Here is an 18,798-nt window from a genome sequence, read left to right as displayed (position 1 = left end):
AAAAAACACGGTTTGTCCGATCGGTTCTTCGCTTTGGCGGGGAAGGGTCAGAAGGGCTGGCTGAGGGGGTCGCGCCAGCCCTTCTTAAGAGGGTTACTGAGTGGTAGGTAAATCAGTAACCAATGGTTAACAAATGCGCACAGCGCGCGAAATTGGGGGATTCCCGTAGTTACTGTGCCGCAACGCGGGATCCTGTGGTGTTCAAACGGGATAGATGGGACCTGAGAACAGCCGCTTCATGTGGCTTTAGAATAGGTGCAGCCGTCGGCCCATAAGCGTCGGGATTTCCGCGCAACTCTGGGAAAAGTGACAGTATTTCAACACGCTGCGGGCGATCCAGCGCTCCGATCGAGGTTGGGGATACGAAAAAACTCTCGCTGAGGACGCCCTCAGATCTGACGATCTGATGCTGATCGAACATGATATGCCAATAGCTGACATGCCCGCCTTCGCGAATCGATACACCCTCCAAGCCGCATAGGAATTTGGCCGCCACCAAAGCGCGGGGTGCGCCAAACAGAAGCTCGGCTACACTTGTGTCGATCATCATCCGGTGCTGCTGCGAGACGACCAGTTCGCGCGAGTTGCCGAGCGTGTTGGGGCCGAAAACCACAGGGGCAAAGCGCCCGGTTGCCGGGACGGTTGTACTCCCGACCCACAAAACGGGCTGCAGGCCGTTGTCCCGTGTCCAGACCTTCTGACCCACATTAATCTGCTGCACGGGAACCAGGCCGTCGGCTGTTTCGATCAATGTGCCGTCAGCAAAGCAAGCCACATAGTCCGAATACAGCGATGATCCTGCATTCGATCCCGCAACCTTGACGTAGGAGGCCCCATCTATCAGCCGCTCCGAGGCCGCAAAGCCCCAGACATCCGAGGTCACGCCGTTTTGCGAAAAGACATACAGCCGGATAACAGGTCCGGTTGCTACTCCGTTTTCGTCAAGCTGCCGAATATCGATGAAGGACTCGGATTCCACAGGAGTACCATTGGCCACGATGCCACCGCCATCGGTGACTGTGTGACCAAAGGCCTGATCATCTTCGAACACATCTGGATTGCCCGAGGTGTCATCCACGGTGATCGTGGTTCCGCCGCCCGCAGTATATTGGAAAATAGTACCGTCCGGCGTGTCCGAGTTGTTGCGGATCGGTGTGCCTACGATCCCAGCGCTGGGGCTGGACGTAACCATCATGTTTTCGCTGTCGATCGAAAAGAAACTGCGTAGAACCATCACACACCCATCATGTTTACTATTGCTTCGAGTTGCCCGAACAGACAATTCGCGACGCACCCTAGGGTGGTTCTTGGCCTCGACCAATTCACGTCATCTTGAGCGTCAGGTTATTTGAGGCTTCGCGCATTCAATTGTGGTTGAGGTGCCGACTACATAGCCGGCAGACCTTGATCGGAGGACCAGTGATAAAACTATTGCAACCGGTTGCAAAAAAATCCATTGTTGCGCCAGAAAACAGGATTCGAGGGTTTGGATGTTGAAGGTTGGATTGCTGGGCGCCGGACGGATCGGGCGGGTGCATGCGCGGGCGATATCGGCCCATCCGGGCAGTGTGTTATGTGCTGTCTCGGATGCCATGGCTCAGGCGGCAGAGGATCTGGCCAATGACCACGGTGCCGAGGTTCGAACCTCGGACCAGATCATAGCGGATCCAGAAATTGACGCTGTGCTGATCGCGACGCCGACAGACACGCATTCAGACCTGATCGAAGCCGCAACAGCGGCAGGCAAAGCAGTTTTGTGTGAAAAACCCGTGGATCTGGACCTTCAGCGGGCCATTTCCTGCCAGCACTCGGTCGCAGCTCATGGTCAGCCCGTGATGATCGGCTTCAACCGTCGGTTTGATCCCAACTTTTCGGCATTGAAAGCGGCTGTGGATGCAGGCGAGATCGGCAAGGCTGAACTGTTGTCCATCACCTCGTTTGACCCGGCACCGCCGCCGGTGAGCTATGTCAAGGTTTCGGGTGGCCTGTTCCGGGATATGATGATCCACGATTTCGACATGGCGAATTTCTTGATGGGAGGGGTTCCGACGACGATTTCCGCTGTTGGTTCGTCGATCGTCGACCCAGAAATCGGCGCGGCTGGAGATGTGGATACTGCCGTTGTCACAATGACTTACGCGGATGGTCGTATCGCGGCCATCAAGAATTCACGCCGGGCGGCCTATGGCTATGATCAGCGGATCGAGCTGCTGGGTTCCGAAGGTCTTCTGCAAGCGCAGAACATGCTGGAGAACACGGTTGTCAAATCGACCTCCGCCGGCGTCGTCGGGGCCAAACCCACCTATTTCTTTCTGGAACGATACATGCCAGCCTATCAGGCCGAGTGGGCCGCTTTTGTGGAGGCGGCGGCCTCGGGCGCGCAGGTTCCGGTCTCGCTGGAAGATGGGGTTGCAGCCCTCGCCATGGCCGAGGCAGCAACGCTGTCGGCGCAGTCCGGTAGGCCGGTTCATCTGGCTGAAGTTTTGAAACCGGTTGCAAAATGACAGGATTTCCGGAAACTGTGCAAAGCTCCGCCGGTTTCAGGAGTGCAAGAGATTCGGTTCGTCCGAATGATTGGGGCTGACGCCTCGACAGAAAACAAACTGTTCTTATGGGAGGAGATATAATGAACAAGTTCGTAAAAGGCGCGTTGGCGGCCGGTGCCCTGGCGCTCGCCACCCCTGCATTTGCACAGGAGATCGTGGTCGTATCGCACGGCCAGGCGAATGACGCATTTTGGAACGTGGTCAAAAACGGCGTTGAGCAGGCCGGTAAGGATGTCGGTGTGAACGTGGAATACCGCGCGCCCGAGACCTTCGACATGGTCGCGATGTCCCAGCTGATCGACGCCGCCGTCAATCAGGAACCCGATGGTCTGATCGTTTCGATCCCCGATGCGGATGCGCTTGGCCCGTCAATCGAACGCGCCGTCGCGGCGGGTATCCCGGTGATTTCGATCAACTCGGGTTCGGACGTGTCCAAGGACCTTGGCGCCTTGCTGCATGTGGGTCAGGATGAATTCGATGCAGGCAAGGCCGCTGGCGAAGCACTGTCGTCGATGGGCGGCTCGACCGCGATCTGCGTGAACCACGAGGTCGGCAACGTGGCGCTTGACCTGCGCTGCGCCGGCTTTGCTGAAGGCTTCGGCGGCGATGTAGAAGTTTTGCCAACCTCGAACGACCCATCCGAAATCGAATCGAAAGTTGCAGCGGCTCTGGCTGCAAACGAGGCTGTCGATACGGTTATGGCACTGGGCGCGAGCTCTGCAGGTGAACCGACGGTTGAGGCCGTCAAGGCTTCGGGTCGCGATGTGAATGTCGCCTCGTTCGACCTGTCGGCGAACTTCCTGCAGTCCATCGCGGATGGCGATGCAGCATTTGCCATCGACCAGCAGCAGTACCTGCAGGGCTACCTGGCGGTGAACTTCATGGGTCTGCACGCCAAATACGGCCTGATGCCGGGCGGCAATGTGCCTTCTGGCCCGAACCTGATCACGCAGGACAAAGCGGCACAGGTGATCGACCTGTCGGCGCAGGGCATCCGCTAAGCCTTTTGGCCATACACAAACGAAACGGCGCGAACTGCGCCGTTTCAACCGAATTGGGAGGACAATATGAGCCAGTCAGCGCCAGCCGCCGATGAAAGGGTCAAAAGCGAACCGTTTCTAACCCGGCAAATGAAACGCCCCGAGCTTGGCGCCATGGCCGGTGTCATTTTGGTGTTTATCTTCTTTGCGATTACCGCAGATGATTCCATGTTCACGCTGGCCGGGGTGATGAACTTCATGACGCCCGCCGCTCAGTTGGGCATCCTGGCCATCGGTGCGGCGTTGCTGATGATCGGGGGAGAGTTCGACCTGTCCATCGGCTCCATGGTGGCGTTCTCGGGCCTGTTCTTTGGCGTTTGCGTGGTGACATGGCAGCTGCCTCTGATCGCTGCGATCCCGATGACCTTTGTCTTTGCGGCCATGGTGGGCGCGATCAACGGCAACATCGTGATCCGCTCGGGTCTACCGTCCTTTATCGTGACGCTGGCCTTTCTGTTTATCCTGCGCGGTCTGTCGCTTGTCGGCTTGAAAATGGCGACCGGAGGGTCAACGCAGCTGCGCGGCGTCCGCGACGCCACTGAAACTGACTGGCTGGCCCCGGTCTTCTCGGGAGAGGCCTTTGGTGGTCTGTTTACCTGGCTGGCCGAGAAAGGCGTCATCGACACATTCAAAAGCGGTGCGCCGAAAGTACCGGGCATTCCGGTTGAGATCCTGTGGTTTATCGCTCTGGCATTGGCCGCAACCTATGTCTTGCTGCGTACCCCCGCGGGGAACTGGATTTTCGCGTCGGGCGGAGACAGAACTGCTGCATCGAACTCGGGTGTGCCGGTGAACCGTGTGAAGGTGTCTCTGTTCATGCTGACGGCCTGTTGCGCCGCACTGGTGGCGATCATCACCGTGATGGATGCGGGGTCGACCGATGCGCGCCGTGGCTTCCAGAAAGAGTTTGAGGCGATCATCGCAGCCGTGATCGGCGGGTGCCTGCTGACCGGCGGATACGGCTCGGCCATTGGGGCGTTCTTTGGTTCGATCATCTTCGGCATGGTGGTCATCGGGCTGACCTATACCGATTTCGATCAGGACTGGTTCCAAGTGTTCCTGGGAGCCATGCTGCTGATCGCCGTTCTGTTCAACAACGCGATCCGTAAGCGCGTAACGGGAGAGCGCTGATATGACCGAAGATACCAAGTTCCACCACGGTGACGCCACTGATGCCGCGCCCATCGTCGAGATGAAGAATATCGAAAAGCACTTTGGCAACATCATCGCTTTGGCAGGCGTCAGCTTTGACGTCAAGCCGGGTGAATGCCACTGCCTTTTAGGTGACAATGGTGCGGGCAAATCGACCTTCATCAAGACCATGTCCGGCGTTCACAAACCCACCAAAGGCGAGATCTTTTTCGAAGGTAAACCGCTGCACTTCGACACTCCGCGCGACGCGATGGAGGCGGGCATTGCGACTGTGTTCCAAGACCTCGCGATGATCCCGCTGATGAGCGTGACGCGGAACTTCTTCATGGGGCGTGAGCCGACCAAGGGGAGGGGTCTGCTGAAACGGTTCGACGTCGAGGCAGCCAATGACATCTGCATGGAAGAGATGCGCAATATGGGCATCAACCTGCGCGGCCCGGACCAGGCCGTGGGTACCTTGTCCGGCGGTGAACGTCAGACGGTTGCGATTGCGCGGGCGGTCTATTTCGGAGCCAAGATCCTGATTTTGGACGAACCGACTTCGGCCCTTGGGGTGCGGCAGACTTCGAACGTGCTGGCGACCATCGACAAGGTGCGCAGCCAAGGCGTCGGAGTGGTTTTCATCAGCCACAACGTGCGCCACGCGCTGGCCGTGGGCGATCGCTTTACCGTGCTGAACCGAGGCAAAACGCTGGGCACTGCAAAGCGCGGTGAAATCACCCCGGAAGAGCTTCAGGATCTAATGGCAGGCGGGCAGGAGATGGCCCAGCTCGAAGGCTCACTGGGCGGAACGGTATAGCGCCGCGCCCTCGGGCATCTGACAAAATCGCAGAACTGGCCGGAATGGCCTTGTGTTGAAAGGGATCACAATGGACAAGACCGTCCGACTGACCGCAGCGCAAGCTTTGGTGCGCTATCTGGGTGCCCAGATGAATGAGGCCGGAGAGCCTTTCATCGCAGGTGTCTGGGCCATTTTCGGCCATGGCAATGTGGCCGGGCTGGGTGAGGCGTTGCATGGCGTCAAAGACACGCTGCCCACCTATCGTGGCCACAATGAACAGACGATGGCGCATTGCGCGATTGCCTATGCCAAGCAGATGCGGCGCTCGCGGGCGATGGCGGTGACCTCGTCCATCGGGCCGGGCGCGACTAATATGGTCACCGCCGCCGCGCTGGCCCACGTGAACCGCCTGCCGGTTCTGCTGCTGCCGGGCGACGTCTTCGCCTCACGCGGGCCGGACCCGGTGTTGCAACAGATCGAGAGTTTTGGCGATGGTACAGTCAGTGCCAATGACTGTTTCCGCTCGGTCAGCCGCTACTATGACCGTATCTCGCGCCCTGAGCATCTGCTGACTGCTCTGCCGCGTGCTTTCCGCACGATGACCGATCCGGCGGATTGCGGGCCAGTCACTTTGGCCTTCTGTCAGGACGTGCAGGCCGAGGCCTATGATTACCCAGAAAGCTTCTTTGAACCGCGCGTGTGGTTCCAACGCCGTATTCGCCCGGACGAAGGCGAGCTGGCGCGCGCTGTGGCCGCGATTTCAGCGGCCAAACGTCCGGTAATCATTGCGGGCGGTGGGGTGCACTATTCGGACGCAACGGATGCGCTGCAGAGCTTTGCTGAGACACACAATATCCCAATCACCGAGACGCAGGCCGGCAAATCCGCTTTGGCCTGGGATCATCCTCTTAACCTGGGTCCGATCGGTGTGACAGGCGGCGAGCCGGCCAATGACATCTGCGCCGAGGCCGATCTGGTGCTGGCCGTTGGAACGCGCTTGCAGGATTTCACGACCGGCTCTTGGGGTCTGTTTTCGAACCCCGCGCGCGAGATGATTTGCCTCAACACCGCCGCCTATGATGCCGAGAAACACGGCGCCATGCCTTTGCAATCCGATGCGCGCGTTGGCTTGCAGGAGCTGGGCGCAGCGCTGCAGGGCTACAGTGCTGATCCCGTGGCTGACACGCTCAAAGCGGATTGGTTTGGCAAGGTTGACGGGCTAACCGATGCGCCGGGGGACGGGAACGCTCTGCCCACCGATATGCAGGTGGTGGGCGCAGTTCAGCGCGCCTCGCATGACGACACGGTGGTGATGTGCGCCGCTGGCACAATGCCGGGTGAACTGCACAAGCTGTGGAAAGCGCCACGGCCCGGGGCCTATCACATGGAATACGGGTTCAGCTGCATGGGGTATGAGATCGCAGGCGCCATGGGCATCAAGATGGCCCAACCGGATCGCGACGTGATCTGCTTTACGGGCGACGGCACCTACATGATGGCGAACTCGGAAATGGCGACGGCTGCGATGATGCGCGTCTCCTTCACCGTCGTAATCACCGACAACCGGGGCTTTGGCTGTATCAACCGCCTGCAAATGGGCACTGGCGGGGCCGAGTTTAACAACCTGCTGGATCACACCGTCCACGAAACCGCCTCGAACATCGATTTCGCGGCACATGCGGCGGCGATGGGGGCGACCTCGGTCAAGGTCAGCTCGATTGCCGAGCTTGAGGACGCGCTGGCCAAACGCGGCGACATCACAGGGCCTTACGTGGTTGTCATCGACACCGATCCTTACCCCTCGACCGAATATGGCGGCACATGGTGGGAGGTTGCGGTGCCCGAGGTCAGCACCCGCCCCGAAGTGAACGAAAAACGCGCGGCCTATGAGGTTGCCATCAAGGAAAGAAACACGAAATGAGCGTGAAAATCGGGATCTCTCCGATCGCGTGGCAGAATGACGATCTGCCGGACCTGACCGCTGCATACACAATGGAACAAGCGCTGCAGGAGTCGCGTCAGATTGGTTACACCGGCGTCGAACGGGGCCAGCGTATGCCCAGCGATACCGAGGGGCTGCGCGCCTACCTTGAGGGCAACGATATCGCGCTCTGTGGCGGCTGGTGTTCCGGTGCCTCGCTGGTCAATGACTTTGCGACGGAACAAGACGCGGTACGGGAACAGGTCGCGCAATTCGTGGCCCTGAACAGCCCGTGTATCGTTTACGCCGAATGCTCCAACACCGTTCAGGGCCAGATCGGGACGCCGGTCAATGACCGCCCGATACTGTCGAAAGATGAGGTGCTCTCCTACGCGGCCAAGCTGACCGAACTGGCAAAATGGATGGGTGATCAGGGCATGACAATGGCCTATCACCACCACATGGGCACGATCATTGAAAGCGAAGATGACGTGAATTGGCTGATGGAGGGTTCAGGCCCCGAGGTGAAACTGTGCTTTGACACCGGCCACCTGCTGTTTGGCGGAGGTGACGTGATGGCGACCCTGAACCGCTGGGGCGACCGCGTGCATCACGTCCATTTCAAGGATATCCGCCCCGCCATCGTGCAGGACGTGCGGGAAAACAACCGCAGTTTCCTGGACGCCGTGATTGCAGGCGCGTTCACGGTGCCAAGTGACGGCTGCATTGATTTTCAGGCGGTCGCAAATGCGCTGAAAGCGATGGATTATGACGGTTGGATCGTCGTTGAGGCAGAACAGGACCCAGCCAAAGCGCCGCCCTATGAGTACTCCAAAAAAGGCTACGACCATATCGTTGACGTCTGCGGCAAGGCAGGATTGGAGATCACCGCTTAGCACACCGCCCCAAGGGGCAACACCGAAGCCATGAGAAAGGAGAAAGTCATGGTAAATCAAGAACTCGGATATGTCGGCTATTTTGACCGGGAATCCTGTGATCTGGATGAATTCAAGGTGTTGACCTCACAGGCCCTTTCGGCGGACGCGGTGCCTTTTGCTGCGTCCGTGGAAAACAATGTGCCCGTCTATGACATGCAGGCTTTGCGACCGGTGCTAGGGCAAGCAGACAAGCGGCAGGCTTTACTGGCCGAATGGGCTTGGGTACTTGCCAAATCCGCAGGCGTCATCGCTCTGAAACAGGCGTATCCGGACACGAGTGTGATTGACCGGGCCACAGATGTGTTCCGCCATATCATCGACGACGAACGTCAGGGCGATGGGGGTGAGGGCGACCACTTTGCGGCCTCAGGGGCCAATGACCGGATCTGGAATGCGTTGCAGAAACAGTGCCTGCACGACCCCGAGGGCTTCGCGCTCTATTTCGGAAACACCTCGATTGCGGCCGCGGGTGAGGCTTGGCTCGGCCCGAACTATCAGGTCACGGCGCAGATCAACCAGGTGCGTCCCGGCGGGCAGGCACAGCAAGCGCATCGTGACTATCACCTTGGCTTTCAAACGGCAGACAGTGCTGCGCGATACCCCGCGCATGCGCATTTTCTGACGTCAGCTTTGACGTTGCAGGGCGCTGTAGCGCATTGCGATATGCCGGTAGAGTCCGGCCCAACCAAACTGCTTCCGTTCTCGCAGCTTTATGCGCCAGGATATCTCGCCTTCCACGACACGGATCACCGCACGCATTTCGAAGAGAACTACGTGCAGCTACCTTTGCAAAAGGGCGATGCCGTGTTCTTCAACCCTGCGCTGTTCCATGCGGCAGGTGAAAATCGCAGTGCGGACATTCATCGCATGGCAAACCTGCTTCAAGTGTCCTCGGCCTTCGGTCGGGCGATGGAGGCCGTGGATCGCCGCGCGATGTCCGAGGCGGTGTTTCCGTGGCTCATCGCTTTGAAGCAGCGGGGCGATCTGACCAGTGCAGAGCTTGAAGCCGCGATCGCCGCCACTGCCGAAGGCTATCCTTTCCCAACCAATCTCGACACGGACCCTCCGGTCGGGGGGAATGCGCCGGACAGTCAGGCAGACATCCTGCGCCGCGCTGTGGCTGACGGGTGGTCTGAGGTGCAGCTATCGAATGCGCTTTCGGCGCTGACCACACGGCAATCCACCTGAAATAAGAACCGGGCGGTCTGAAAGGCCGCCCATTACCGGAGACCAACATGGCAGATTTGCTCAAGAAACCATTCGGCACCCGTGGCAAGGTCCACGATATCACTCCGGCCAGCGCCGGGTGGCGTTATGTCGGGTTCGGCCTCTACCACCTGCGCGCGGGCGACAAGGCGGCCGAGGTCACTGGAGATCGTGAGGTCATTCTGGTCATGGTCGAAGGCAAGGCGCAGATCTCCGGCGCCGGGCAGGATTGGGGCGTTCTGGGCGACCGGATGAATGTGTTCGAGAAATCACCGCCTCATTGCCTTTATCTGCCCAACGGCACCGAATGGGAGGCCGTGGCCGAAACCGATTGCGTCATCGCCGTCTGCTCAGCCCCCGGCAAAGGCGGGCATCAGGCCCGGCGGATTGGGCCGGATGGCATTACTCTGACCCAACGTGGCAAGGGCGTGAACACACGCCATATCAACAATATCGCGATGGAGAATGAAGACTACGCCGATAGCCTGCTGGTGACCGAAGTCTTCACCCCAAACGGCCATTGGTCCTCATACCCCAGCCACCGCCATGATGAGGATGACTTCCCGCGTATCACCTATCTTGAGGAAACCTACTACCACCGCCTCAACCCGGCGAACGGGTTCGGAATTCAGCGCGTCTATACCGATGACGGCCAGCTGGATGAAACGATGGCGGTCTCGGATGGCGATGTTGTGACCGTTCCGCGCGGCCATCACCCTTGTGGCGCACCCTACGGGTTTGAGATGTATTATCTGAACGTCATGGCCGGACCCTTGCGGAAATGGCGCTTTGTTGCGGCCCCCGAGGTCGAATGGATCATGGAGCGTGACGGATGACCCCAGAATTTGCCACCTATCCCAGTCTGAACGGCAAGACCGTATTCATCACCGGCGGGGCTGGAGGAATCGGAGCGGAAACGGTTCGGGCCTTTGCTGCGCAGGGGGCCAAGGTGGGGTTTCTGGACCTCAACGCGGATGCCGGCCATGAGTTGCTTGCGGAGCTGGAAGGCGAGCATGCCTTTGCCCAATGTGACCTTCGCGACATTGACTCGCTGCGCGATGCGCTGGAGCAACTGACCGAGGAACTGGGCCCCGCTCATGTTCTGGTCAACAACGCGGCACAAGATGACCGACATGACTGGCGCGAGGTTACTGCGGACTATTGGGATGAACGCATGGCGACCAATATCCGCCATATGTTCTTTGCCATTCAGGCGGTTGCCCCCGCAATGATCGAACGGGGCGCGGGTTCAATCGTCAATCTGGGGTCGAATTCCTGGTGGGAGGCCGGCGCAGGTTTCCCTGCCTATGCCACCGCCAAATCCGCCGTGCATGGCCTGACCCGAACCATGGCGCGCGAGCTGGGAGTTCACCGGATCCGCGTGAACACTGTTGTCCCCGGTTGGATCATGACCCAACGCCAGAAAGACCTGTGGGTCACGCCCCATGCGCTGGCAAAACAGGTTGACCGCCAATGTCTGCCGGACCCGATCGACCCGGTCTACGTGGCGCGGATGGTGGTATTTCTGGCCTCGGACGACGCCGCCATGTGCAGCGCCGGGAATTTCATGGTCGAGGGCGGCTCGATCTAGACTTAGTTTGATCATTCGGCATGGGCCAAGCAATTGTTGTCCCGTCGCCGGATATCTCAATGAAGCACCGGCTTATAGTTTTAGACAGATGGTTTCGAAACCTGCCATCCAAAACGATTCCATCGAGGGACGAGTTGCGGGACAAATTGAGCTTTCGCTACAGTTACGCCAATGACAGCTTTGCCGGCGAGTATTTCATTTCAAGAACTGCCCAGCCGCTAGCTGTTCTTCTAACTCTGGGCGTAAGTATACCTTTGCGTGTTGTTCCTCTCCTCGGCATGCACCGATCCATTCCCCAGAGTATTTTGCGAGAGCTTCTTTCAGAAAAGCTATCGCGTCCTCTTGCTGCTCGATTGAGATAAAATGCTCGTCAAGAGCAACAGGCTCAAAGCGGTGGGATGGGTTGCGGACGTGGCGTGACGTATGCGTTTGTGCCAATGTATCGAAATAGAGTGGCATACCAAGAGAGCCTATTTCCCAAGTCGTTTCTCGCTTAGGCCCCTGATAAACGCTGGGAGGGAACGGTCTGCCTCCCTTTTGACCGATCTGAATACTCAGACCGTCCAATTTTAAAAACAAATACAATACCGCTTCCATTCCGCCGGTTCTGACAAAATTCAACGATACACTAGGGTTTGACGTAGCGATCCGTTTGCTTTCGTGCTCATACCAGAACTCCAGACCTCCAGTTGTTCGGTGGTTCTGGGGGGTACATACGAGTTTCTTGGGTTGAGGTACGATGCGTTTACTTTGCTGAGCCATAACGCTATCCCGCTTCTCCACGTACCCTGCAATTCCAGAGTTGCCTTCGAGCCCAAGTTGGCCCACTCGATTGCACCTCCAGAACACATAGCGGACATTTAGTCGATATGCAGTATTCGGTATTGAGGGCTCTTTTTCTTCTTTCACCGCATGCTGGCCGAAGGGCCGCTTTACTACTAGATACACAAACGCTGCCTGAGAAAGGCAATCTATCTAGGCGCAGGGTTAAGCTACGTAGCCATTCACATCTAGATCGAGCTATACCTGCGGCGGCGCGCCAAAGGCGCGGATCACGGTACGGGCAGCAGCTTCGACCGGGTCGTGGGTCTCTTTCAGGATGGTCACGCGGTCGAACCGCTCAGGGTCGGCGTTAACGGCGTCGCGAAGAGCGTTGCCAAAGGCCATGCGCAGTTCGGTCCCGATGTTGAATTTGCAGATCGAGGTGCCTTTGGCCAAGCGCGTGCGCTGCTCGACCGGCACGCCCGAGCCTCCGTGGATCACCAGCGGCACCTCGGTCAGCGCGTCGATCCGAGCGATCCGGTCTTCGTCAAGACCGCCTTCTTTGTTCTGCTGCAGGTGGACATTCCCGACCGAGATCGCCATCGCATCCACGCCTGTTTTTCGAGCAAATTGCGCGGCTTCCTCCGGGTCAGTTCCGTTCGAGCCTTCTCCGCCGGAATAGCCGACAAAACCGATCTCACCTTCACAGGAAATCCCAGCCGCATGGGCCATTTCGGCTATGGCGGCGGTCTCGTCGATATTCTGCTGCAGCGGCTTGCGCGACCCGTCGAACATCAGCGACGTAAATCCGCTGTCCAACGCGATCTTGCAGTCCTCATACGTGTAACCATGGTCCAAATGCGCCACCACGGGGACCGAGGCCCCCTCGGCCAGATGGCGGAACATTTTACCAAGGATGGGCAGGGGCGTGTGTTCGCGACAGCTGGGACCGGCTTGCAGGATGATCGGTGCGTTTTCGGCCTCGGCGGCGGCCACATAGGCGCGCATGTCCTCCCAGCCCAGGGTTACCAAACCGCCGACGGCATAGCCCTGTTCATAGGCAGGTTGCAGGACGTCTTTCAGGGTGACGAGGGTCATTTAAACTTCGCGATCATGTCTTTAATGCCCGGAATCGTCTCGACCTGATAGGCATGGGTGGGTTGGAAATACTGCACCAACGATCGCTGCGTCAGCCCGCCGAGGATGGTGAAATAATACATCTCATAACCTGGCAACACGCAGCAGGGATGATAGCCCTTGTCGATACAAACGGTCGAGCCATCGACGATGTGATAGGCATCACCCGGTTCATTGTCTTCGCGCTGCAACATCTGCAGGCCCGAGCCCCAGTTGGGTTTGAAGCGGAAGTTATAAGTCTCGTCGTGGCGCGTCTCGTCCGGCAGGCGGTTGGTGTCGTGTTTGTGGCTGGGAAAGCCTGACCAGCCGCCCTGACCAACGGTGAACAGCTCACTCACCAAAAGGCGGCCGACCTTATCCTGTTGTTTTTGACCCAGGATATGTTTGATCTTGCGATGCGTTTTGGTGTCGTCGCTGCCGTATTGCACAAGGTCATGCTCGCGTACATCGAACGGGTCCAAAACCTTGTCATACTTGGCCCCGGCGATGAAAACCTCGGCCTCGTCCGACAAGCAGACCAGCTGTGTTTTGGCGCCAACCGGGACATAGACGCCCTCTGGCTCACCATCCCAAACGTCCTCGCCCCGGTTGCCCAGTTTGGCGAATTGCACGCCTTCGACGTCAACATCCACGGAGCCGGTGGCGGGGACGATGCAGGTCTCATAGCCCGGCACCTGGTATTCGAACGCCTCGCCGCGCTTGAGTTTGACGATGTTGAAATAGTTCAGCGGAACCAGCGGGTCGTCGACATCGACGATGGCTTTGTTTTGGTTGTCATGGGGCGCGATGTGCATGGGGGCCTCCTATTTGGTCGGGCCGGGGTGGTCGGCCAGAAACGCATCCAGCTCGGGCGTTGTGGGCATGGCGGGGGCGCATCCGGGTTTCGAAACCACAATGGATGCACAGGCCGAGCCGCGCATGACGGCTTCTTCTAGCGAATAGCCAGCAGCGACAGAGGCCAGCAAACCTGCCATAAAGCTGTCCCCTGCTCCGTTGGGTTTGACTGCGGTAACCGGGTAGATGCCCGTGTGAATCTCATGGCCGTCCATCATCGTAACGGCACCTTTTTCACCCATCTTGTATATGACGATGCGGCCCGGCTTTTCGGCCAATTCTTTGGCCTTTGCGAACCCTTTTTCGATACCGCCGGCCATGAAGCCGAATTCCTCGTCATTGCCGACAATCAGGTCGCTGGCCTCTCCGGCCCGGGACAGGACATCGGCCGCCGCTTCGGGCGATGGCCAGCTATAAGGGCGATAGTCGATATCGAAAATTATTGGCAACCCTGCGGCGCGGGCATTGTCAAAAGCCCGAAACGTGGCGCTGCGTGACGGTTCCGCTGCAAAGACAGTTCCGGCGGATATCACGGCTGAGAATGCCGAATAATCGATCCGGTCCATGTCCTCTTCGGTGACTTGGAAATCGACTGCCCCATTGCGGTATATAACGTTCTGAAAATTCTCGATCCGGCTTTCATAAATCGCCAGGGATATGCGGAACTCACCGCCGACAACGCGGATGAAAGAGGTGTCGACACCGTAGTGCTGCAGGCGGTTCAGACAGAATCGACCAACTGCATCGTCCGATACCGAGGTAACCAATGATGCCTGACTGCCGAGCTTGACCAGACCCGCGCAAATATTGGCCGAGGACCCGCCCAGATCGGCATGGAATGTGTCGGCATCCTCGCTTTTGACGCCGATTGGATCGGCAAACATATCCATTCCGGCACGACCGAAAACCGCAAACCGATTTCCTTTGATGCCCTCGACCAAAGCGCTCACGTAATGTTCCTCCGGCGTAACGTCGTCGGCAAAGTTTGGACCTTGCGTTGAATCGATTCACACGATACTGATTTTGCAACCGGTTGCAAATAGTATGTTCGGAGCCGCGACAGATGCCTGAAATCGGAATTGGAATTGTTGGTGGCGGCTATATGGGCAAGGCGCATTCTGTTGCCATGTCCGCCGTGGGCGCTGTGTTCAACACTGATCTGCGTCCGCAGCTCGAGGTGATTTGCGCCTCGTCCACTGAAAGTGCCGAACGATACCGTGCGGCCTATGGGTTCCAGCGCGCGACCGACGATTGGCGCGCTCTGCTTGAGGATCCGAAGGTCGAAGCGATTGTCATCGCATCGCCTCAGGAAACGCACCGCCAGATCGCCGAGGCGGCCTTTGCCATGGGCAAGCCGGTCCTGTGCGAAAAACCCTTGGGCGCATCACTCGAGGACAGTCAGGCAATGACGCGCGCGGCTGAGGCTGCCGGCGTGGTCAACATGGTGGGTTTCAACTATATCCGCACCCCTGCCAGCCAATATGCACGCAAGCTGATTGCAGACGGCGAGATCGGCGACATCACCTGGTTTCGCGGTGAACATACCGAGGATTTCTATGCCGACCCCGACGCCCCCGCCACGTGGCGCACGACCGGCATGGCCAACGGCACGATCGGAGATCTGGCACCGCATATGGTGAACGGCGCGTTGGCACTGATCGGCCCAATTTCGCAGGTTATGGCCGATGTCGAAACCGTTCATCGCACGCGCCCGGGCGGGGAGGTTACTAATGACGACCATGCCCAGATGATGTGCCGCTTTGAAAACGGTGTGATGGGCAACCTCTATTTCAGCCGCGTCGCGACAGGCCGCAAGATGGGTTATGCCTATGAGATCTCGGGCACCAAGGGCGCAATCCGGTTCGATCAGGAAGATCAGAACGCCCTCTGGCTCTATCGCCGCGAAGGGCCGGAAGGGCAGCGTGGCTTCACCAAGATCCTGACCGGCCCTGCCCATCCGGATTATGAGCCCTTCTGCCAGGGCCCCGGTCACGGTACCGGCTATCAGGACCAGATCATCATCGAGGCCAAGGATTTCCTGCAGGCCATTCACACCGGCAATCCGATCTGGCCCACCTTCCGCGATGGGCATGAGGTCAACCGGGTGCTGGCTGCTGCGCTGGCCTCGTCGGACCAGCGCCAGTGGAAAGATATCAGCGATTTCTGATCGCTCTAGCTGCGTAAAATTGAAGAGAGACAAAGACCATGGCAAAGCTGAAATGGGGCATGATTGGCGGCGGCGAAGGCAGCCAGATCGGACCTGCCCATCGGTTGGGCGCGCAGGCGGACGGGATGTTCGAGTTCGCAGCCGGCGCTCTGGATCACCGGCCCGAGGTGGGCCGTGAATATGCTCAGCGGTTGGGTATCAACGCCGACCGCGCCTATGGCAGCTGGCAGGACATGCTGGCAGGCGAAAAAGACCGCCCCGACAGGATTGATCTGGTCACGATTGCCACGCCGAACTCCACCCATTTCGAAATCGCCAAAGCGTTTCTAGAGGCTGGCTTCAATGTCCTGTGCGAAAAGCCCATGACCATGACGGTCGAAGAGGGCGAAGAGATCGTGCGCGTGGCCGAGGCCTCGGGCAAGATATGCGCGGTGAACTACTGCTACTCGGCCTATCCGATGGTCCGGCAGGCCCGTGCGATGGTGCGGGCAGGAGATATCGGCAAGGTGCGGTTGGTCGTGACCAATTTCAGCCATGGCCATCATGGCGATTCGACGGATGCCGATAACCCTCGGGTCCGCTGGCGCTATGATCCCGCGATGGCGGGTGTCTCGGGCCAATTCGCCGATTGCGGCATTCATGCGCTGCATATGGCCAGTTTTGTCTGCGATGATCAGGTGAAATCGCTGTCCGCCGATATGGCCTCGACCATTTCCAGCCGCGAGCTGGAAGATGACGCGATGATCAATTTCCGCACCGAAGGCGGCACGGTTGGTCGCCTGTGGACGTCGTCCGTTGCGATCGGGCGGCAACACGGGTTCGACATTCAAGTGTTTGGCGAAACCGGCGGTCTGCGCTGGGCGTCCGAGCAGCCCAACCAATTGATCTACACCCCAGTCGGAGGGCGCACCCAGATCATCGAAAAGGGCGAAGGTGGTCTGCATGACGAAGTGCAACGACTGTCGCGCGTGGCCATCGCCCACCCCGAGGGCTTCCCTCTAGCCGTGGCCAATATCTATTGCGATCTGGCCGATGCGATCCGGGGTGAGGCCCGCGACGGTCTGCCCGGCGCCTCAGACGGTGTGCGTTCGATCGCCGCCGTTCATGCCGCCGTCGCGTCAGGCAAAGAGGACGGCGCGTGGAAAGACGCTCGTCCGCCAATGTTCCGTTAATCATGGACGTGGTCGCAGCGTGCCTCTCTCGATCACCCGACATGGGAAAATACGGGCCTCAGGGTATCTCTGAGGCTCTTTCAACATCTCCTCGACCAGATCCACCGAGGCGTTGATGATCTGTTTGATCGGCTGGTGAATGGTGGTCAGGTCGACGCTTTCCCAACGGGCCATTTCCATATCGTTCAGGCCGATGACGCCGATGTCGCGCCCTGGCGTCAGCCCATGATCCTTGAGGGCCGACAGCGCGCCAATGGACAGGATGTCATCGCCGCAGAAATACCCCTCGGCCGGGGTTTCCCCCAACAGCCGCAGCATCTCGGCCCTGCCAGCATCGAATGAGTAGTTCTGCGCGAAGGAATAGGATACCTCGAGGTTCGCATATTGCGCGGTTTCCTCGATGAACCCTCGATACCGGTCCATGGCCGAGGTCGCATCCTTCGGCCCCCCAAGATACCCGACGCGTGTGTACTCACGCGCCACCAGTTCTCGCGCAGCCATACGCCCGCATTCCACGTTGTCGATCCCGACCACATGCACCTCGGGCGAGGTGGCCGAGCGGCCAAATGTATGCACCACCGGAACCCCGGCATCGTGGAAAGCCTTGGCAAAGCTCGGCGGCAAGGTCGATGAGGCGACAATGACCGCATCGACCGAGTATTGCCGCAACATCCGGACGGAATTGGCAGGCTCGGTCTCATCAGTCAGGTTCACGATCAAAGGACGCAGCCCTCGTTCTTGCAGAGCGCGGGTGAACTGGTCGAACACCTCCAAAAAGATCGGGTTGTGGAAGTTGTTCGAGATCAGCCCGATCAGCTTGGTCCGCCCGGTTGTCAGCGACGAGGCCAGCGCATTGGGGCTATAGCCCAGCTCTTTCGCGGCTTTTTCCACCTTACTGCGGGTTTTGGCTGAAACCGAAGCCCCTTCGGTAAAAGTGCGCGAAACGGCTGATCGCGACACACCCGCCAGTGCAGCGACATCTTTGAGGGTGACGCTCATGGCAGGTACCTTGCAGGCAATTGGGCGGGGAAGTCGCTGGATAGTATCATGGTGCCCGTATTATGCACCAAGACCGCATTGCTGCAACCGGTTGCAACAATGCCACAGGAAGGTCGGGCGAGGAGTCGCATCTTTCTAATGAGGTATCTTGGGTGATGAGAGACACGAACCCCCAACGAATCTATGCGAGCGCATTGCTTAAGTAGGGTACCGTAGTTGTGCAACCGACTACACAATGGTTCTAGTGACCGAAGATCAGGCTATGTATCCAACCATTCCGTATCCTGATTAAGAGCGCGACATTTAATCTCGATCCCGATGCTGGGTACGTGGGTATAACCGAAAGGGCCATCGGACGATCGAACAGGTTCGTCGCCGGTATCGCAAGTTGCACGACATCGTCATCATGTTAGGCACTGGTTTAATTGGAGCTTAGACGCCAACACAGAAGAAAGGTGTTTCGGTTTGTCCGGGGCAAGCGGACCTGAGCTGCATCCGCAAGAGCAACTCACTCGATCATGAAAGGCGGCCGTTCGCAGCAGGGAAGGCAAG

17 protein-coding genes are annotated in these 18,798 nt (G+C 58.6%); 11 read left to right on the top strand and 6 right to left on the bottom strand.

The annotated features are described in order from the left end of the window. Positions 1 to 169: 169 nt before the first annotated feature. Positions 170 to 1,234, bottom strand: a complete 1,065-nt coding sequence (locus ACR3FB_RS14035; RefSeq protein WP_480565847.1) for a Hint domain-containing protein — start codon at positions 1,232 to 1,234, stop codon at positions 170 to 172. 256 nt (positions 1,235 to 1,490) lie between these two features. Between ACR3FB_RS14035 and iolG the strand changes: the two genes are divergently transcribed. The 9 genes from iolG (at position 1,491) to ACR3FB_RS13990 (ending at position 11,175) form a co-directional block, all read left to right on the top strand. After that, positions 1,491 to 2,504 (top strand): inositol 2-dehydrogenase, encoded by a 1,014-nt coding sequence (gene iolG, locus ACR3FB_RS14030; protein WP_480565846.1) that lies wholly within the window; start codon positions 1,491 to 1,493, stop codon positions 2,502 to 2,504. 122 nt (positions 2,505 to 2,626) lie between these two features. Then, positions 2,627 to 3,547, top strand: coding sequence for a sugar ABC transporter substrate-binding protein (locus tag ACR3FB_RS14025; protein WP_170528384.1), 921 nt, complete (start codon positions 2,627 to 2,629; stop codon positions 3,545 to 3,547). A gap of 66 nt (positions 3,548 to 3,613) precedes the next feature. Beyond that, on the top strand, positions 3,614 to 4,717 hold the full coding sequence (locus ACR3FB_RS14020) for an ABC transporter permease (protein WP_170528382.1): 1,104 nt from the start codon (positions 3,614 to 3,616) through the stop codon (positions 4,715 to 4,717). A gap of 1 nt (position 4,718) precedes the next feature. Beyond that, positions 4,719 to 5,537, top strand: coding sequence for an ATP-binding cassette domain-containing protein (locus tag ACR3FB_RS14015; RefSeq protein WP_480543267.1), 819 nt, complete (start codon positions 4,719 to 4,721; stop codon positions 5,535 to 5,537). Between the two features lie 70 nt (positions 5,538 to 5,607). Further along, positions 5,608 to 7,440, top strand: coding sequence for a 3D-(3,5/4)-trihydroxycyclohexane-1,2-dione acylhydrolase (decyclizing) (gene iolD, locus ACR3FB_RS14010; RefSeq protein WP_480565844.1), 1,833 nt, complete (start codon positions 5,608 to 5,610; stop codon positions 7,438 to 7,440). After that, positions 7,437 to 8,336, top strand: a complete 900-nt coding sequence (gene iolE / locus ACR3FB_RS14005) for a myo-inosose-2 dehydratase (protein WP_480565843.1) — start codon at positions 7,437 to 7,439, stop codon at positions 8,334 to 8,336. The genes iolD and iolE overlap by 4 nt, the downstream gene beginning before the upstream one ends. Positions 8,337 to 8,384: 48 nt before the next feature. Continuing rightward, a complete protein-coding gene (locus tag ACR3FB_RS14000) occupies positions 8,385 to 9,566 on the top strand; it encodes a phytanoyl-CoA dioxygenase family protein (protein ID WP_480565842.1) in 1,182 nt (393 codons plus the stop codon). A gap of 47 nt (positions 9,567 to 9,613) precedes the next feature. After that, positions 9,614 to 10,420 carry a 5-deoxy-glucuronate isomerase gene (iolB, locus tag ACR3FB_RS13995; RefSeq protein WP_170528367.1) on the top strand — a complete coding sequence of 269 codons (807 nt, stop codon included), beginning with the start codon at positions 9,614 to 9,616 and terminating at the stop codon, positions 10,418 to 10,420. Continuing rightward, positions 10,417 to 11,175 (top strand): SDR family NAD(P)-dependent oxidoreductase, encoded by a 759-nt coding sequence (locus tag ACR3FB_RS13990; RefSeq protein WP_480565841.1) that lies wholly within the window; start codon positions 10,417 to 10,419, stop codon positions 11,173 to 11,175. The genes iolB and ACR3FB_RS13990 overlap by 4 nt, the downstream gene beginning before the upstream one ends. A 195-nt stretch (positions 11,176 to 11,370) precedes the next feature. Here the strand turns inward: ACR3FB_RS13990 and ACR3FB_RS13985 are convergent, their stop codons facing one another. From ACR3FB_RS13985 to iolC, 4 genes are all read right to left on the bottom strand, one after another. Beyond that, the gene (locus ACR3FB_RS13985) at positions 11,371 to 11,937 is read right to left on the bottom strand and encodes a hypothetical protein (RefSeq protein ID WP_480565839.1); all 567 of its coding nucleotides are present in this window, start codon (positions 11,935 to 11,937) and stop codon (positions 11,371 to 11,373) included. 258 nt (positions 11,938 to 12,195) lie between these two features. After that, a complete protein-coding gene (locus tag ACR3FB_RS13980) occupies positions 12,196 to 13,035 on the bottom strand; it encodes a class II fructose-bisphosphate aldolase (protein WP_425084224.1) in 840 nt (279 codons plus the stop codon). Then, positions 13,032 to 13,868: a 5-deoxy-glucuronate isomerase gene (locus ACR3FB_RS13975; RefSeq protein WP_480565838.1), complete on the bottom strand. Its 837-nt coding sequence runs from the start codon at positions 13,866 to 13,868 to the stop codon at positions 13,032 to 13,034. The genes ACR3FB_RS13980 and ACR3FB_RS13975 overlap by 4 nt, the downstream gene beginning before the upstream one ends. A 9-nt stretch (positions 13,869 to 13,877) precedes the next feature. Then, a complete protein-coding gene (iolC, locus tag ACR3FB_RS13970) occupies positions 13,878 to 14,858 on the bottom strand; it encodes a 5-dehydro-2-deoxygluconokinase (protein ID WP_480565836.1) in 981 nt (326 codons plus the stop codon). 113 nt (positions 14,859 to 14,971) lie between these two features. On the opposite strand from iolC, the gene ACR3FB_RS13965 reads away from it, so the two are divergent. Together ACR3FB_RS13965 and ACR3FB_RS13960 are read left to right on the top strand one after the other, a co-directional pair. After that, entirely contained in the window at positions 14,972 to 16,075 is a 1,104-nt protein-coding gene (locus tag ACR3FB_RS13965) for a Gfo/Idh/MocA family protein (protein WP_480565835.1), read from the top strand. Positions 16,076 to 16,113: 38 nt separating this feature from the next. After that, positions 16,114 to 17,247 carry a Gfo/Idh/MocA family protein gene (locus tag ACR3FB_RS13960; RefSeq protein ID WP_480565834.1) on the top strand — a complete coding sequence of 378 codons (1,134 nt, stop codon included), beginning with the start codon at positions 16,114 to 16,116 and terminating at the stop codon, positions 17,245 to 17,247. Here the strand turns inward: ACR3FB_RS13960 and ACR3FB_RS13955 are convergent, their stop codons facing one another. After that, positions 17,248 to 18,246, bottom strand: a complete 999-nt coding sequence (locus tag ACR3FB_RS13955) for a LacI family DNA-binding transcriptional regulator (RefSeq protein WP_480565833.1) — start codon at positions 18,244 to 18,246, stop codon at positions 17,248 to 17,250. Positions 18,247 to 18,798 lie beyond the last annotated feature (552 nt).

It is taken from the genome of Ruegeria sp. AO1, assembly GCF_056535985.1.
The sequence above is the reverse complement of the archived record's forward strand: the minus strand, read 5'-3'. Positions and strand labels throughout refer to the sequence as shown.

Bases quoted from the DNA above. Each gene is read 5' to 3' on its own strand.
- ACR3FB_RS14035 (WP_480565847.1), bottom strand. From the start codon at position 1,234: ATGGTTCTACGCAGTTTCTTTTCGATCGACAGCGAAAACATGATGGTT.
- iolG (WP_480565846.1), top strand. From the start codon at position 1,491: ATGTTGAAGGTTGGATTGCTGGGCGCCGGACGGATCGGGCGGGTGCAT.
- ACR3FB_RS14025 (WP_170528384.1), top strand. From the start codon at position 2,627: ATGAACAAGTTCGTAAAAGGCGCGTTGGCGGCCGGTGCCCTGGCGCTC.
- ACR3FB_RS14020 (WP_170528382.1), top strand. From the start codon at position 3,614: ATGAGCCAGTCAGCGCCAGCCGCCGATGAAAGGGTCAAAAGCGAACCG.
- ACR3FB_RS14015 (WP_480543267.1), top strand. From the start codon at position 4,719: ATGACCGAAGATACCAAGTTCCACCACGGTGACGCCACTGATGCCGCG.
- iolD (WP_480565844.1), top strand. From the start codon at position 5,608: ATGGACAAGACCGTCCGACTGACCGCAGCGCAAGCTTTGGTGCGCTAT.
- iolE (WP_480565843.1), top strand. From the start codon at position 7,437: ATGAGCGTGAAAATCGGGATCTCTCCGATCGCGTGGCAGAATGACGAT.
- ACR3FB_RS14000 (WP_480565842.1), top strand. From the start codon at position 8,385: ATGGTAAATCAAGAACTCGGATATGTCGGCTATTTTGACCGGGAATCC.
- iolB (WP_170528367.1), top strand. From the start codon at position 9,614: ATGGCAGATTTGCTCAAGAAACCATTCGGCACCCGTGGCAAGGTCCAC.
- ACR3FB_RS13990 (WP_480565841.1), top strand. From the start codon at position 10,417: ATGACCCCAGAATTTGCCACCTATCCCAGTCTGAACGGCAAGACCGTA.
- ACR3FB_RS13985 (WP_480565839.1), bottom strand. From the start codon at position 11,937: ATGGCTCAGCAAAGTAAACGCATCGTACCTCAACCCAAGAAACTCGTA.
- ACR3FB_RS13980 (WP_425084224.1), bottom strand. From the start codon at position 13,035: ATGACCCTCGTCACCCTGAAAGACGTCCTGCAACCTGCCTATGAACAG.
- ACR3FB_RS13975 (WP_480565838.1), bottom strand. From the start codon at position 13,868: ATGCACATCGCGCCCCATGACAACCAAAACAAAGCCATCGTCGATGTC.
- ACR3FB_RS13965 (WP_480565835.1), top strand. From the start codon at position 14,972: ATGCCTGAAATCGGAATTGGAATTGTTGGTGGCGGCTATATGGGCAAG.
- ACR3FB_RS13960 (WP_480565834.1), top strand. From the start codon at position 16,114: ATGGCAAAGCTGAAATGGGGCATGATTGGCGGCGGCGAAGGCAGCCAG.
- ACR3FB_RS13955 (WP_480565833.1), bottom strand. From the start codon at position 18,246: ATGAGCGTCACCCTCAAAGATGTCGCTGCACTGGCGGGTGTGTCGCGA.